At 34.0% G+C, this 15,347-nt stretch carries 14 protein-coding genes; 10 read left to right on the top strand and 4 right to left on the bottom strand.

Annotation, left to right across the window (positions count from 1 at the left end; genetic code table 11):
- Positions 1-127: 127 nt before the first annotated feature.
- On the bottom strand, positions 128-1,009 hold the full coding sequence (locus ABJF52_RS07125; RefSeq protein ID WP_348148367.1) for a hypothetical protein: 882 nt from the start codon (positions 1,007-1,009) through the stop codon (positions 128-130).
- A 37-nt stretch (positions 1,010-1,046) separates the two neighbouring features.
- Positions 1,047-1,775 carry a class I SAM-dependent methyltransferase gene (locus ABJF52_RS07120; RefSeq protein ID WP_348148364.1) on the bottom strand — a complete coding sequence of 243 codons (729 nt, stop codon included), beginning with the start codon at positions 1,773-1,775 and terminating at the stop codon, positions 1,047-1,049.
- A gap of 50 nt (positions 1,776-1,825) precedes the next feature.
- Here ABJF52_RS07120 and ABJF52_RS07115 point away from each other — a divergent pair, with 50 nt between their 5' ends.
- The 3 genes from ABJF52_RS07115 to ABJF52_RS07105 are packed head-to-tail and all read left to right on the top strand — an operon-like array spanning position 1,826 to position 3,715.
- Positions 1,826-2,350, top strand: coding sequence for a DUF2059 domain-containing protein (locus ABJF52_RS07115; RefSeq protein ID WP_348148361.1), 525 nt, complete (start codon positions 1,826-1,828; stop codon positions 2,348-2,350).
- Positions 2,343-2,837, top strand: a complete 495-nt coding sequence (locus ABJF52_RS07110) for a YkgJ family cysteine cluster protein (protein ID WP_348148358.1) — start codon at positions 2,343-2,345, stop codon at positions 2,835-2,837. Before ABJF52_RS07115 ends, ABJF52_RS07110 begins: the two co-directional genes overlap by 8 nt.
- A 38-nt stretch (positions 2,838-2,875) precedes the next feature.
- Entirely contained in the window at positions 2,876-3,715 is an 840-nt protein-coding gene (locus ABJF52_RS07105; protein WP_348148355.1) for a sterol desaturase family protein, read from the top strand.
- A 16-nt stretch (positions 3,716-3,731) separates the two neighbouring features.
- On the opposite strand, the gene ABJF52_RS07100 is transcribed toward ABJF52_RS07105, so the two are convergent.
- Positions 3,732-4,979, bottom strand: coding sequence for a DUF1343 domain-containing protein (locus tag ABJF52_RS07100; protein WP_348148352.1), 1,248 nt, complete (start codon positions 4,977-4,979; stop codon positions 3,732-3,734).
- 3 nt (positions 4,980-4,982) lie between these two features.
- Between ABJF52_RS07100 and ABJF52_RS07095 the strand changes: the two genes are divergently transcribed.
- The 7 genes from ABJF52_RS07095 to ABJF52_RS07065 all read left to right on the top strand — a co-directional run bounded on the left by ABJF52_RS07095 (position 4,983) and on the right by ABJF52_RS07065 (position 13,900).
- Positions 4,983-6,221: an FtsX-like permease family protein gene (locus ABJF52_RS07095; protein ID WP_348148349.1), complete on the top strand. Its 1,239-nt coding sequence runs from the start codon at positions 4,983-4,985 to the stop codon at positions 6,219-6,221.
- Positions 6,222-6,265: 44 nt separating this feature from the next.
- Positions 6,266-7,246: a cysteine synthase family protein gene (locus tag ABJF52_RS07090; RefSeq protein WP_348148346.1), complete on the top strand. Its 981-nt coding sequence runs from the start codon at positions 6,266-6,268 to the stop codon at positions 7,244-7,246.
- A gap of 94 nt (positions 7,247-7,340) precedes the next feature.
- Entirely contained in the window at positions 7,341-8,498 is a 1,158-nt protein-coding gene (locus tag ABJF52_RS07085; protein ID WP_348148343.1) for a cytochrome-c peroxidase, read from the top strand.
- A 6-nt stretch (positions 8,499-8,504) separates the two neighbouring features.
- Positions 8,505-9,284, top strand: a complete 780-nt coding sequence (locus ABJF52_RS07080) for an aldose 1-epimerase (protein WP_348148340.1) — start codon at positions 8,505-8,507, stop codon at positions 9,282-9,284.
- Positions 9,285-9,432: 148 nt separating this feature from the next.
- On the top strand, positions 9,433-9,882 hold the full coding sequence (locus ABJF52_RS07075; RefSeq protein WP_348148337.1) for a GNAT family N-acetyltransferase: 450 nt from the start codon (positions 9,433-9,435) through the stop codon (positions 9,880-9,882).
- An 827-nt stretch (positions 9,883-10,709) separates the two neighbouring features.
- Positions 10,710-12,434, top strand: coding sequence for a solute carrier family 26 protein (locus tag ABJF52_RS07070; RefSeq protein WP_348148335.1), 1,725 nt, complete (start codon positions 10,710-10,712; stop codon positions 12,432-12,434).
- Positions 12,435-12,493: 59 nt separating this feature from the next.
- On the top strand, positions 12,494-13,900 hold the full coding sequence (locus tag ABJF52_RS07065) for an MBL fold metallo-hydrolase (RefSeq protein ID WP_348148332.1): 1,407 nt from the start codon (positions 12,494-12,496) through the stop codon (positions 13,898-13,900).
- Positions 13,901-13,958: 58 nt separating this feature from the next.
- On the opposite strand, the gene ABJF52_RS07060 is transcribed toward ABJF52_RS07065, so the two are convergent.
- On the bottom strand, positions 13,959-15,341 hold the full coding sequence (locus tag ABJF52_RS07060; protein WP_348148329.1) for an exonuclease domain-containing protein: 1,383 nt from the start codon (positions 15,339-15,341) through the stop codon (positions 13,959-13,961).
- Positions 15,342-15,347 lie beyond the last annotated feature (6 nt).

The following is a 15,347-nucleotide window of genomic DNA, read 5'->3' as shown; positions in this document are numbered from 1 at the left end:
AACCATCAACCATCAACCATCAACCATCAACCATCAACCATCAACCATCAACCATCAACCATCAACCATCAACCATCAACCATCAACCATCAACCATCAACCATCAACCATCAACCATCAACCAAAACTAACGCCCGCCATTAGCTTGTAGGTCTAGAATACATTCATCGTCTAAGGATACGGTAGCTGCACCTTTAGCATTTTTATTCGATAGTAGGCTTAAAATAGTTTTTCCACTTAAAGAACAGGCGGATTCTATTGTACCTGTATTAGTGGTGCTTGAGCTAGCAATTAGTCCTTTATTCGAAGGTCCGCCAAATTGTAGTTCAGCACGCATTAAACAACCTTCAACATCGCAATGATTTTCGGAATCTGAATCTTCATGTGGATTAACTTCTGGTGAGCCCAAATCTACCAATCCAAATAAATGTCCGAATTCATGATTTAATGTAGCTGTTTCAATGTCAGCATCGGTAATAAAGAAGCTTTGAGCAGATAGACTTCGAACAGTTGCTTCATGTATAATCATAGAAGTATTTCTGTAGACGGCACCAAGTGTTACTAAACCTTCCTCTTCATCATCATCTTCGGCAGGGGCATCACTAAAATAAATGTATATGGCCAACGTTTCTCCACTATTATATTGAGTGCGATTTGTAGTTTCTAAATCAGCGATTTCATTAAGGGATAGCGAATCTTTCTCGGGCGAGACTAATTCTTTATAGATTATCTCAATATCTTCCTTGAAAGTATGTTCTTTTAAAAACTCAGTAAAATTGGTAATAGATTCAGTTGTTGGTTTAAAACCTGTTACGTAGCCTATTTCTATTAGTAATTTGGTGTATTTGTCGTTAGAGAGAATATCATTTGCAGAATCACCCGTTGCCTGAAGGTTTAAAGTTTTGTCAACTTTTTGACTAGAATCGTCATCAGAATTTTTAGAGCAATTGGTTAGTACAAAAAAACTTAGCAGTAGAGTATAAAAACCAATTTTACGCATATTCATCATTTGCTTTAAATTAAGAACGCAATTACCGTGCCCACTATTATATGGATGGCGATAACTTTGCTAAATAGTCGAAATGATTCCCTTCAAATAACATTTCGCAATCAAATCCATTTTCAAATGCCACAGCTTTTAAGGTATCAAAATCTATGTAAAGCCAATTAAATGGCTTGCTGACTTCATTTTTATATGACATCGTAAATTCTACTTCACCGTAATAATTTTGGATATCAGAAATGTCAAAATAACCGTTTTCTGTTTCATACATATAAATTATATCACTAGAATCGAGTATAATGGAACCTTTAGGTGCTAGTAGTTTCTTAAAATGATTTAAAAAAGCACTTAATTTGGATAGATTTCCTACAATACCGATTCCATTCATTAAGAGTAAAAGAGTATCGTAATTTTCACTTGAAAAATGCATTATATCAGCACAAACCGTTTGATTTACACCTCTCAAACTAGTTACAGAAATAGCTCCTTCACTAATGTCAAGAGCAGTAACAGTTAATCCTTTTTTTTGTAGATGCAAACTGTGACTCCCAGCACCACAACCAATATCAAGAACATTGCCTTGGCATTTATCTAATGCAATTTGTTCAATTTTAGGCATTTGTTCAAAACTTCTAAAAAGGTGAGGAAGTGGTATAACATCTTCCTCTTCTAATGAAGAATTCGTGACAATATCCTCGGTATAGTTTCCTTTTTGATAATCAACAAGGGCATTGCCAAAAACGTCGATAGCCATATTATTCGTACTTTGCATACAAATGTGGCACTTTTGATTTGATTGAAAAAGTATAAACCCCGCACATTATGAAAAAATTCACATTCTTAACTTTCGGACTGTTTGTATGCTGCGCTACTATTGTATTCGCTCAAAATACAACCGATGATTCACTGGCTGCATCCTATTTAGAAGCTAATGGCAGTCTTAATCAATACGACTATGCCTATAGTCAATTGTTGTCAATGCTTCATAAACAATATCCAGAAACGGAAGAAAATACCCAAGGGTGGCAGTTTCTCAACGAGAATAAGAAAGAAGCAATTGCTGATATGAAATCGTTATTGGTACCAATTTACAATTCAAATTTTTCCACCTCAGATTTAAAACAAATGATTAATTTTTACCAAACTGATACGGGAAAACAGTTGATGTTAGACCGCACTAAAATGAGTGATTCCCAGAAGCATGAATTAAATTCGTACTACAATACTGAGGTAGGACAGAAAATTGTTGAAAAACAACAATCCTTATCTGCTGAAATTGCGATAGCTTCTGAAAACTGGAGTAGAGATTTATATGAAACGGCAGTAAGTTTATTGAAAAGTGAATGAGCAATTAAAGGATCTTGAAAAAAAGGCCAAAGAAAAACAAGCTGAGAATAAAAAGTTCTTTGCAAAGTTAAAGAAGAAACCGCCAAAAAATTTGGATTATGTAATGCAAGATTTACATGAAGCTGAATTTGAGAAAACAGATTGTCTCGATTGTGCTAATTGTTGTAAAACGACAGGTCCTCTCTTTACAAATGCCGATATTGAAAGAATTGCCAAATATTTAAGATTAAAACCACAAAGGTTCATTGCGACTTATTTGCGCGTAGATGAAGAAAATGATTATGTTTTACAAGGTGTGCCCTGTACTTTTTTGGATCATCAGAATTATTGTTCTATCTATGATGTTAGACCCAAAGCATGTCGCGAGTTTCCGCATACGGATAGAAAGAAGTTTCAACAAATAAGTAGTCTAACGATGAAGAATGTAGCTATTTGCCCGGCTGCTTTTAATATTGTTGAAGCGATGAAAAAAGCAATAAAGAATTGATTAATCAATTACAAAGTAAAGTTCCTTAATATTAAAAGATGGAAATAGTACTAAATTATTTTGAAAATATTCCACCCGCTCATCGAAGTTTAATATTAGTAGGTGGGTTAACTTTTTTTTGGATTCTTGAGGGACTAGTACCACTTTATAAATTTAATTATAAGAAATGGAAACACGCTTGGCCAAATCTATTTTTTACGATAACCACGATTCTTATTAATTTCTTTTTAGCTTTTTTATTGTTAAAAACAAGTGATTGGGCTGTGGCTAATGATTTCGGTATTATAAATTGGTTGCCTGAAATGCCTTTATGGCTCTATGTTCTTTTAGGAGTTATGTTGCTAGATTTTATTGGAGCATATTTAGTACATTTTGTCGAGCACAATGTTAAACCATTATGGATGGTTCATTTAGTGCATCATACCGACCATAATGTAGATACGACAACGGCAAATAGGCACCATCCGTTGGAGAGTATGATTCGGTATGCATTCACTCTATTTGGTGTTTACTTGGTGGGCGCTCCAATGGGCGTAATAATGCTATATCAATCATTATCATTAGTAGCAACGCAATTTGGACATGCAAATATTAGTTTGCCGAAAAAGGTTGATGAAATTTTAAGTTGGGTAATTGTTTCGCCAGACATGCATAAAGTACATCATCATCATATGTTGCCCTATACCGACTCTAATTATGGAAACATTTTTTCTATATGGGATCGACTACTGGGTACATTTATGAAGTTGGAAACTGAAAAAATTGTATATGGAGTAGATACTTTTTTTGATGAAGAAGAAAATGCTAAATTATCTGTTCTCTTAAAACAACCTTTTCATAAGTATCGAAAACCAACCAATAAACCTACCCAAAAATAATAGACTACAACTATTTTTAATACAATAGATATTTCGAACGGATTAATTTAAAATTGGCTATATCTTCTTGCCATGTTGCTTTTATTTTATCTTCAGACAATCCTTGTTCTAATTGTTTTTGTAGTAAATCGGTACCTGCATGTTTTGTAAATCCACTGGTGTTAAAGAACAATGTTTTATCTGTGCAATTGGCATAAGCATCAATTATCCATTTTAAAGAAACTTCGTTTAATCTTGGAATAGCCGATAGGTCTTTACCATAACATTTTTTTCCATTTTCTTTAGGGCTTTTCGAGCCAAAATTAGGTCTAGGAAAATATTTAAAGCTGTATTGTGTAGAGTCCAAAAATGAAGCTCCGTAGCGTTGAAATTGAAATTCTGTACCACGTCCTGCATTTATATTTGTTCCTTCAAACAAACCCAAACTTGGGTAGAGATTTATGGATTTAGTATTTGGCAGGTTGGGCGAGGGTCTAATGGGTAACTCATATTCCGAATCATGCGAGTATTTATCCAACGGCACAATTGTAAGGTTTACATGTCTGTTACCGCCAAGCCAACCTTCACCATTAACCATATTAGCATATTCGCCAATCGTCATGCCATAAACCAAAGGAATATTGGTCATGCCTAAGAAACCTTGATTTTCAGTTTTCATTGTTGGGCCATCAATATAATGTCCATTAGGATTTGGCCGATCAAGCACAATAATTTTTCTTTTACTTTCAGCACATGCTTCCATTACCAGTTGTAATGTTGCAATGTAAGTGTAAAAACGAACGCCAACATCTTGTATATCAAAAATAACGACGTCGATATTTGCGAGTTGCGAAGGAGTAGGCTTTCTATTTTTACCATAAAGCGATATTAATGGTACTCCAGTTTTGGTGTCGTAGCCATCCTTTACATGCTCACCAGCATCTGCTGCGCCTCTAAAACCATGCTCTGGAGCAAAAACTTTTTTAACATTCACATTTAATTCTATCAAGGAATCTACCAAATGCGTGTATTGGTTTTGCTCCTTAAATATAACACTCGTTTGGTTCGCGACAACTGCAACTCTTTGGCCTTCTAGCTGCGGTAGATAGGCATTCATATTATTTGCCCCAACGATAATGCGCGATTGTGTTAGCTCGTTTTTAATATATGTAGCATCGCCTTTTATATTTTTAGTTTTGCTCTGATTGCCACAAGAACTGACAATGATTATGGGAATTAAAACCCATAATAAAACTGTATTTTTGAAATTGGAAAAAATGGGCATCTTTTGAATTTAGAATTCTTTATCGCTAAAAGGCTAATTACGGGGGCGGAGCATAAAATTAGTATATCTGCAACAATAATAAAAATTGCAATAGTCGCTATTGCAGTAAGTATTATTATGATGTTAATGGCAATTGCCACTGGTGTTGGTCTTAAGCATAAAATACGCGAAAAACTTACAGCATTCAACGGTCACATTCAAATACAAAATTACGATAATAATAATTCTGATATTTCCGTTGCACCAGTTTCTTTGCATCAAGAATTTTATCCTGAGTTTAAAAGTATTTCCGGCATTTCGCACATTCAGGCTGTAGCTACTAAAGGTGGTGTAATTAGAACCGAAGAAACTTTTGAAGGCACAATTGCGAAGGGAGTAGGTACGGATTACGATTGGAGTTTGCTTGAGGAATATATTGTGGAAGGTCGTTTGCCTGATTATGCTTCTAAATTAAATGATGAGGTTTTGTTATCAAAATTGATGGCAAATCGGTTAAAACTAAAAGTCGGTGATTCGTTTTTCACCTTTTTTCCGAAAGAGGACGATTTGAAAACCCCAAATCAGCGAAAGTTTACTATTGTAGGATTATACGATAGTAGATTTGAAGAATTTGACGGTACTTTTTTCTTTACAGACATACGTCATATCCAGAGGATGAATAAATGGTCAGAAGATGAGATTGGCAATTTTGAAGTATTCCTAGATAATTTTGATGACATTGATGAGAAAAGTAAAGAAATTTACGGACACACAGTCTCCAGTTTAGATGCTCAAAACATAAAAACAAAATATTACGACACCTTTGAATGGATGAGTCTATTCGATTTTAATATCGCAATGATTATCGGTATAATGATAATTGTAGGTGGCATTAATATGATTACCGCGCTATTGGTTTTAATTTTAGAAAGAACACAAATGATTGGTGTTTTAAAGGCAATGGGTGCGTCAGATTTAATGGTTAGAAAGGTATTTTTATACAATGCGACTTATTTAATCGGAATTGGACTTTTTTGGGGTAACCTAATTGGATTAGGCTTGTTGTTATTGCAACAAAAGTTTAAATGGTTTAAGTTTCCTAACCCTGAACAATATTATATTGATTACATACCTGTACATATTGATATAACGTCTATTGTGTTGTTAAATTTAGGAGTGTTACTGCTTTGTTTTTTAATGTTATTGATTCCATCATTAATTATTTCAAAAATTTCTCCAGTAAAAGCGATTAAATTCGAATAGTTGTATTGCAGTAGTGTTTAATTAGAAAATTATTGATTCTACGAATGAAGTATGCAAAGAATATTTTAGAAACTATTGGTAATACACCCATGGTTAAACTAAATAAATTAGTTGAAGATTTACCTTGCTTGGTGTTAGCTAAGTATGAAACATTTAATCCTGGTAATTCGGTAAAAGATCGTATGGCATTGCAATTGGTAGAAGATGCGGAAAAAGAAGGGTTATTAAAACCTGGAGGTACGATTATTGAAGGAACTTCTGGAAATACTGGAATGGGATTGGCACTCGTAGCCGTAATTAAAGGCTATAAATTAATATGCGTATTAAGCGACAAACAATCCAAAGAAAAAATGGATATACTTCGGGCTATGGGCAGTGAGGTTCATCTTTGTCCAACGGATGTAGCACCCGGTGATCCAAGAAGCTATTATTCTACAGCAAAAAGATTAGCTAAAGAAATTCCGAATTCTTGGTATGTTAATCAATACGACAATCCTTCGAATACGAAGGCTCATTTTATGAGTACGGGTCCAGAAATATGGGAACAAACAGCTGGTAAAATAACCCATTTTGTTGTAGGTGTTGGAACAGGAGGCACCATATCTGGGGTAGGAAATTTTTTAAAGAGCAAAAATCCAGATATTAAAGTTTGGGGTGTTGATACCTACGGATCGGTTTTTAAAAAATATCATGAAACTGGTATTTTTGATGAAAATGAAATCTACCCCTATATTACCGAAGGAATAGGTGAAGATATATTGCCGAAGAATGTAGATTTTAAGGTTATTGATGGTTTTACTAAGGTAACAGATAAAGATGCTGCAATCTACACACAACTTCTAGCTAAAAAAGAGGGTATGTTTTTAGGTAATTCTGCTGGTGCTGCTATTAAAGGTGTTTTACAATTAAGCGAACATTTTACTAAAGATGATATTGTGGTGGTGCTTTTTCATGACCATGGTAGTCGCTATGTCGGAAAAATGTTTAATGATGACTGGATGCGTGAAAAAGGGTTTTTAGAGTAGTTTTTGGTATATTGAATTTCTTATTGCCAACATAACTTGATTAGAAATTCATGGTTTTCACATGTTTAAAATTCGATATCACATAATATTTTACATGTTTATATTGTTAATCGGATGCAATTCTTCAAAAGAGAATAAGTCAGATTCAACGGAGCGATCGAAAAGAAAAGCAGCGTTATTAAACCGGGTTTCCGCTTTACCGCACGATGTAAAATCTCCTGCAAATAATAAACAGACAGCTGATAAGGTAGCATTAGGAAAATTACTTTTTTACGATCCCATACTTTCCGGCGATAAAGATGTTGCTTGTGCTACTTGTCATCATCCTAGTACAGGTTATTCCGAGTTTTTGGATTTATCTATTGGACCAAATGCTAGAGGTTTAGGTTCTAAACGACGGTTTAAAAGTCCTAATAATATTCCTTTCGTAGAAAGAAATGCCCAAACGATATTGAATACAGCTTTTAATGGTATCGACGCAAATAATAGATATGATCCAGAGCATGCAACTATGTTCTGGGATGAGCGTGTAAGAAGTTTAGAAAAACAAGCCTTAGAGCCTATAAAGGCTTTAGAAGAAATGCGAGGTAATAATTTTTCGGAGGACGAAATTTTAGATGTCATTGTCCAACGATTAAAAGTAATACCTGAATACCAAGCGCTTTTTGATCTTGCATTCGATAGCACAAACTCAGTTACCATATCTAATTTGTCCAAAGCTATTGCTGCGTTCGAACGCACCTTGGTGGCTAATAATTCAAGATTTGATCAGTATATGCGTGGAGATAAAGATGCCATTCATATTTCTGAAAAAGATGGTTTTGATCTATTTAAGTCAGTTGGATGTATTAATTGTCATAACGGACCTATGTTTTCTGATTATTTGCCACATGTTCTGGGAGTTCCAAAAAATAATAAGCTACCAGAAATAGATAAAGGCATTCAAGATACTTTTGCGTTTAGAACACCTAGTTTGCGTAATTTAAGATTTACGGCTCCATATATGCACAATGGAAGTTTAACTACTTTAAAAAGGGTACTTGAGTTTTATGAGGATATTTCAAATGGCAAAGAAAGAAACGCAGCTATACCTTCTGAAAAATTCGACCCTTTTGTGCATGAATTAAAATTATCGGTCAAAGAAATGTCCTTAATAATATCTTTTTTGAATACCTTGAACGACGAATCGTTTGATAAAGAAATTCCAGAAGCAGTACCAAGTGGACTTGCAGTAGGAGGAAATATAAATTAGTTTGTGATGGAAAAGTTAGTATTACAAAATGCGAGTGTTAGCATTGAAAATGGTGAATTGATTAGCTATAAAATTGCTGACCATGAATTTATACACCAAAAGGGTAGTCCAGGTTGGCGAAATGCGGACACCGAAATGTTCCCAATAATTGGTCCAACTAATGAGGCAGACTTTCAAGTGAAAACAGAAAAAGGCTATGCTATTCAAGATCAGCATGGTTTGTTGCGTGAATTAAAGTATGAATTAAATGAGCAGACAGATATAGCTGCAAATTATATAAAATCGTATACAGCAAATACAAACGTTTTAAATTCAAAATTTCCAAATAAATCCACAGTGGAAAACCTTATTTGGCCATATGATTTTACGTTTAAAAAACAATATAAGTTAACTGCAGATGGGTTGGTAATTACCTTTGTAGTAGACGGAGAAAAAGGAATGCCTTTTATGTTAGGGTATCATCCGGCTTTTAAATTAGTAACTGAGAAACCTACTGTTGAAACAAGGGAGCAGCGAATTTCTTTATCAGAGATTTTAGCGGTAGGAAGTAGAGCGTATCAGGTGAAAGATTGCGCAGAAGTTGTGTTGCATGACAAGAAGCGTTTAAAAATTAAGACGGAAGGTTTTGGCAATTTTATGCTATGGACAGAAGTTTCAAATATGGTTTGTGTAGAGCCAATTACTTTTTATCCATATGCGGTAGAGGCTAGTGAATTGCATAAAGGATTTATGAAACTTGAAGCCGAATCAAAAGAATTTAAAGTTTATCTAACACCTGAAAATTAGATCTTTAAAATAGGTTATTAAAAGATCAAATTAACGTGCATTGCCCCTATACCTTTATGGCTAATGGTTTAGATGAAACTGTAAAAAAACTAAATAGTATTCTCATGGTTATTTATAACTAACTTATCACCTGAAAATTAGATTAGTAATGGAGACTATTAAAAGATCAAATTCATCGGATGTAACTTTCAAAAGTCTGGTGGCAATGCTAGATGCAGAGTTGGCGGTAATCGATGGAGAAGATCATTCCTTTTATCATCAGTACAATGGCCTAGATGCTATAAAGCATGCTGTCGTTTTCTATCAAGGGTCCACCGGTATTGCCTGTGGAGCAATTAAACAGCATGGGCAAAACGCGATGGAAATTAAACGGATGTACACGCTTCCGGAGTATAGGGGTCAAGGTTTAGGGTCAAAAACTTTACTAGCATTAGAAAATTGGGCCCGTGAATTGGGTTTCGCTAAATGCATTCTAGAAACAGGCAAACGACAGCAAGATGCAATCGCTTTATATACAAAGAATAAATATGTAGTTATAGAAAACTACGGGCAGTATAAAGGAGTGGAGAATAGTGTGTGTTTTGAAAAGGTATTATAATCATACTATTGATGTAAAAATTGGATGTACCGGATTTTTATCGAATTAATTTAATTGTTATTTTATACTTGTTTGATTTTAGTTTTACAATACATTTTTTTTAGCAAGCGAATATTGTAAAACTATCGGGTTAACTTAAAACTCTGAATATTTTTAATAGCTAACCAATCAGATACAGTATTGTTTATTGATTGCATCAATAATTTATTTCGGACGCTATTTATTACTTGAAAACTAGATCGTTAATTGCTACTATTAAAAGATCTTCTTGATCTAATATTTCTTTTTAGCAAAAGGTAATTTAATTATAAATTGAATTGAAATTCGCTCTACAATTCAGTTCAATATTTATGGGAATGTATATGTGTTTTGGTTTTCAATATTTAATAAAGTGTAATTGTTGAGAGCAAATATGTAAAAGTTGTGCAACTGTTTTAGAACTTGATTTATAAATAGTTACTGGTGTTTATTGAAAGATCAGAATAATCAGGTTAGTATATAATTTCAAGTTTAGAACGTATGGGAAGCATAATTTTGAAACCATCAGAGTCACTTTTAGTTTTGTATTTATTGGTATTACTTGAAGCCTAGATCATTAAGAATAGTCATTCAAAGATCTAGTTTATATTTTACCTAAATCACTTTATAAAGGGCTAGAAATGAGTATTAAAGAAAGGTATTGGTTCCTGCTTTTTTATTGAAATTAAGTAGAGGTGCAATGTTGCAAATAATAGTATGATAATTAGATCGTAATAATTGGCTTCCAGCATGCACTACATAACCGTTTATAGAGCGAAGTATCTTCAGATATTTGTTAAATTTGAATAATGCAAAAATTCCTTCCTTTTCTAAAATGGGTTCCAACATATAGTTGGGCATTTTTAAAAAAAGATATCTTTGCTGGTTTAACTGTGGCAATAATCTTAATCCCGCAGGCGATGGCTTATGCTATGATTGCAGGTTTACCACCAGTTTATGGACTATATGCATCGCTATTTCCCTTATTCATATATACTTTTTTGGGAACCTCAAGACAATTAGCTATTGGTCCCGTTGCAATGGATTCTTTATTAGTTGCAGCTAGTTTAGGGGCTCTAGCAATTAATGGCATCGAGAACTATATTGCAATGGCAATTTTCCTAGCTTTTTTGGTGGGTTCAATTCAACTTCTATTAGGAGTTTTTCGGATGGGGTTTTTGGTGAATTTTCTTTCTAAACCAGTGATTAGCGGTTTTACGTCAGGAGCTGCTCTGATAATAATTTTTAGTCAGGTAAAACATATTTTGGGGACCGATGTTGAAAATAGTCCTCAATTTTTTGAGTTGGTGGGTAATGTTTTTTCGAAAATTGATCAAACAAATATCTATGATTTGGTAATTGGATTGTCAGCGATTATCTTAATTGTTTTACTAAAAAAATGGAACAAAAGAATCCCAGCAATACTATTAGCAGTAGTGGTTGGTGTCCTGCTAGTCTATTCACTTCATTTAGATGTAAATGGTATAAAAATAGTAGGAGCAATTCCTACTGGTTTACCATCGTTTAATATCCCACAAATTAGTTTTGAAAATATAATTAGTATGTGGCCAATCGCTTTAACCATTGCTTTGGTAGGTTATTTAGAAGCTATTTCAATAGGTACTGCGTTGGAAGAAAAAAATAATGATAACAATTTAGATGCGAATCAAGAATTGGTGGCCATTGGAGCATCTAATTTGGTAGGTTCATTTTTTCAATCTTATCCGGTAACAGCAAGTTTTTCACGTTCGGCAATAAGTGGAGAAGCTGGTGGAAAAACAAACCTATCAGGTTTTTTTACGATGATTTTAGTGGTAGTAACATTATTTTTTTTAGCACCATTATTCTATTATTTACCAAAGGCTGTTCTCGGAGCCATTATAATGGTTTCGGTTTTCGGTTTATTAAATGTTAGCTACCCCAAAAGGTTGTGGAAAAATAGAAAAGATGAGTTTTTGGTTTTGTTTTTGACCTTTTTAATTACTTTGTTTATTGGTATTCCACAAGGAATATTAGCTGGTGTATTGTTCTCTCTTTTAGTAATGGTATATAGAACATCAAAACCACATTTTGCGGAGTTAGGGAATATTAAAAATTCTGACTATTACAAAAATATAGATCGTTTTGGAGAGGAAATTATTGTTCGTGACGATTTGTTAATAGTGCGTTTTGATTCGCAATTGTATTTCGGAAATAAGAAATATTTTAGAGAAGAATTATTCAAATATATTACAGCCAAAGGGAGTAATTTAAAAGGGGTGATTTTAAACGCAGAGGCTATTAACTATATAGATTCGAGTGCAGCAACAATGTTGGTTCAAATAATAGTAGAATTGCACGAGAGAGGTTTACAGTTTATAATTGCAGGAGCCATTGGGCCAACTAGAGATATAATTTTTAGCAGCGAAATTATTAGCGCTTTGCAAAAAGATTTTCTATTTGTGAAAACGAAGGAAGCTGTAGATTTTTTTGATAACCCAGAGCGTGTAAATTTGTTGCGAGATAAAGTAGCATATCAGAAAAACGGTAATTGATTATCGTTCTTTTTAGAAATATTAAAAAGTACTTTTAATAGTACTAAAAATTAGTTTTTATGGTAATTGAGCAGATTTATACTGGTTGTTTAGCCCAAGGGGCATATTATATAGAAAGTGAAGGAGAGGTTGCCATTGTTGACCCCTTACGTGAGGTTACAAACTATTTAAAAAAGGCATCAGAAAATGGAGCTATTATCAAATATATTTTTGAAACACATTTTCATGCAGATTTTGTTAGCGGACATGTTACTCTTTCAAAAGAGACAGGTGCACCTATAATTTATGGTCCAAATGCAAATCCGTCATTTAAGGCAGTTATAGCTAAAGATGGTCAAGAATTTAAGCTGGGTAAAATCACCATTAAAGCGTTACATACTCCAGGACATACAATGGAGAGCACCACCTATTTGCTCAAAGATGAAAATGGAAAAGATCACGCTATCTTTTCTGGTGATACTTTGTTTCTAGGAGACGTAGGAAGACCTGATTTAGCTCAAAAAGCTGCAGATATAACGAAAGAAGATTTGGCCGGAATTTTATTCGAAAGTCTTCGTGAAAAAATTATGCCTTTAGCTGATGATGTAATTGTATATCCCGCTCACGGTGCTGGATCAGCATGTGGTAAGAATATGATGAAAGAGACAGTAGACTCTTTGGGTAATCAAAAGAAAATGAACTATGCCTTGCGAGCCGATATGACAAAAGAAGAATTTGTGAAAGAGGTAACAGACGGTTTGTTACCACCACCGCAATATTTTCCGTTAAACGTTAAAATGAACAAAGAGGGGTATGAAGACATCGCTGAGGTTTTGGATAGAGGTACAACGGCATTATCACCAGAGGCATTTGAAATTGCGGCTAATGAAACAGGTGCTTTAATTTTAGATGTGCGTCACCAAGATGATTTTGTAAAAGGGCACATTCCTCGTTCAATTTTTATTGGTCTTAATGGTGATTTTGCGCCATGGGTAGGGGCATTGATTGGTGATGTTGCGCAACCATTATTATTGATTACTCCAGAAGGTAAAGAAAAAGAGGCTGTTACTAGATTATCGCGTGTAGGTTTTGATGGTACTATCGGGTATCTTGAAGGTGGATTAACAGCGTGGCAAAATGCTGGAAAAGATATTGATACCATAAATTCTGTTTCTGCTGCGAAAGCAACAGAAAGAATTAATTTGAATAAGAACCCTGTTTTCGATGTGCGAAAAGAAACTGAATTTGGTTCAGAGCATTTAACTGAAGCTTTAAATGCACCTTTAAGTTCTCTTAATGCTCATCTTTCAGAATTGCCAGATGAAACGTTTTATGTTCACTGTGCGGGGGGATATCGTTCAGTAATAGCTGCCTCAATCTTAAAAAGTCGTGGTTATCATAATTTAATAAATGTAGAGGGTGGTTTTGGAGCTTTAAAAGATACGGGAGCTGCAGTGACAGATTTTGTTTGTCCAACTACATTGTAAGATTTTGCCCAGTAATATTTAGATTATGAAGGAGAATTTTGTTCTTATTAATTTGTAATTAATAATTCGATTCACTTTCAAATGAATGAACATTTTTGTCATTCTTAATTAAGTACGAATCAATTATTTGTTGTGTTTCTATAGTGCTTTTTTGCAATTTTATATAAGCTTCGAGGTCAATTAAATTGGAAATACTTATTTCCTTTTCAACAAAAGCATATCCATTGTACGCACCATCTTTAACCAAAATAATAGCCTCCTCCTTCAGAGTTCTGCCTTTTTCTTTAATAAAAAAGTTCTCTTTTTTTGAACGCATGAATGCAATCGCATTTTCAACTTTTAGATTGTAGTCGCGTACATTTTCTTCACTGCTACAAATACCCTCACAATTAACAATGCTGTAGTGCGAACAGGTGGAAACATTCTCCTGTAAATGACAAAACTTAGGACATAATTTAAAGTCTCTACAAATATTTTCAAGATATGTTCTGCATTCTGTTATACTTTTGAAAGTTGCTAGGGCGTTGGGCATTGCTTTTAATTTGTTGGGAGCCAAATGCATAATATCGTTTTGGTCTACGTAGGTAAAAATTCCATATTGTTGCGTCTTTCTTTTTTGGGCAGAATTGTATTTTGGATAGTAATGTTTAATGGCTGCAGATTCCATAAGCAAAGCAAGAACCTCACTGCCTGAGAGTTCAAAATCTATATGTGCAGTTTCGCGACAGAGTTTTATTTCCTTCTCCGATTTATCATAAAAATGTCCCGTTATGCGCTTTTTAATATTTATGGCTTTACCTACATATATTATTTTACCATTGCTGTTTTTAAAATAATATACACCGGGTTTTGTCGGTAGATCATCATACACTTTCCGTGAAAGTAATGGGGGTAATGTAGCCTCTTGAGAGCGAGAATTTAAAAACGTTTTAAAGACTTTAGCAGCACCATCGGCTCTAAGTAATTTTTCAAATAGAAGAACGGTAGCATGTGCATCACCTCTTGCACGATGTCGGTCTTTTAGAGGTATGTTTAAAGAAGTGCATAATTTTCCCAAACTATACGATTTATATCCAGGAAAAAGCTTGCGGGAGAGTCGTACCGTACAAAGTTTCTTTTTTACAAAATCAAACCCTAAATTTTTGAACTCATTTTTAATTACGTTGTAGTCGAAATTAACACTGTGAGCTACAAAAATAGTATCATTTGTAATTTCAATAATTTTAGGAATCAGCTCAATTAACCTAGGAGCATTCCGCACCATATCATCGTCAATTCCTGTTAATCCTGTTATGAAATAGGGTATTGGCATTTCAGGATTTACAAGCGAGGTAAATTCATCAATAATTTCATGTCCATCGTATTTGAAAATAGAAATTTCAGTTATCCTATTTCCTTCAATTCCATTTCCAGTAGTTTCAATATCAATTATTGTGTACATAAACTT

Origin of the sequence: Aurantibacter sp. (assembly GCF_039941195.1) — a bacterium.
GTDB lineage: Bacteria > Bacteroidota > Bacteroidia > Flavobacteriales > Flavobacteriaceae > Aurantibacter_A.
Note: the sequence above shows the minus strand (reverse complement) of the source record. Positions and strands in the feature narration are given on the sequence as shown.

Coding starts and splice junctions, on each gene's coding strand:
- ABJF52_RS07120 (WP_348148364.1), bottom strand. CDS start 1,775: ATGCAAAGTACGAATAATATGGCTATCGACGTTTTTGGCAATGCCCTT.
- ABJF52_RS07060 (WP_348148329.1), bottom strand. CDS start 15,341: ATGTACACAATAATTGATATTGAAACTACTGGAAATGGAATTGAAGGA.
- ABJF52_RS07115 (WP_348148361.1), top strand. CDS start 1,826: ATGAAAAAATTCACATTCTTAACTTTCGGACTGTTTGTATGCTGCGCT.
- ABJF52_RS07100 (WP_348148352.1), bottom strand. CDS start 4,979: ATGCCCATTTTTTCCAATTTCAAAAATACAGTTTTATTATGGGTTTTA.
- ABJF52_RS07085 (WP_348148343.1), top strand. CDS start 7,341: ATGTTTATATTGTTAATCGGATGCAATTCTTCAAAAGAGAATAAGTCA.
- ABJF52_RS07105 (WP_348148355.1), top strand. CDS start 2,876: ATGGAAATAGTACTAAATTATTTTGAAAATATTCCACCCGCTCATCGA.
- ABJF52_RS07065 (WP_348148332.1), top strand. CDS start 12,494: ATGGTAATTGAGCAGATTTATACTGGTTGTTTAGCCCAAGGGGCATAT.
- ABJF52_RS07125 (WP_348148367.1), bottom strand. CDS start 1,009: ATGATGAATATGCGTAAAATTGGTTTTTATACTCTACTGCTAAGTTTT.
- ABJF52_RS07080 (WP_348148340.1), top strand. CDS start 8,505: ATGGAAAAGTTAGTATTACAAAATGCGAGTGTTAGCATTGAAAATGGT.
- ABJF52_RS07070 (WP_348148335.1), top strand. CDS start 10,710: ATGCAAAAATTCCTTCCTTTTCTAAAATGGGTTCCAACATATAGTTGG.
- ABJF52_RS07075 (WP_348148337.1), top strand. CDS start 9,433: ATGGAGACTATTAAAAGATCAAATTCATCGGATGTAACTTTCAAAAGT.
- ABJF52_RS07090 (WP_348148346.1), top strand. CDS start 6,266: ATGAAGTATGCAAAGAATATTTTAGAAACTATTGGTAATACACCCATG.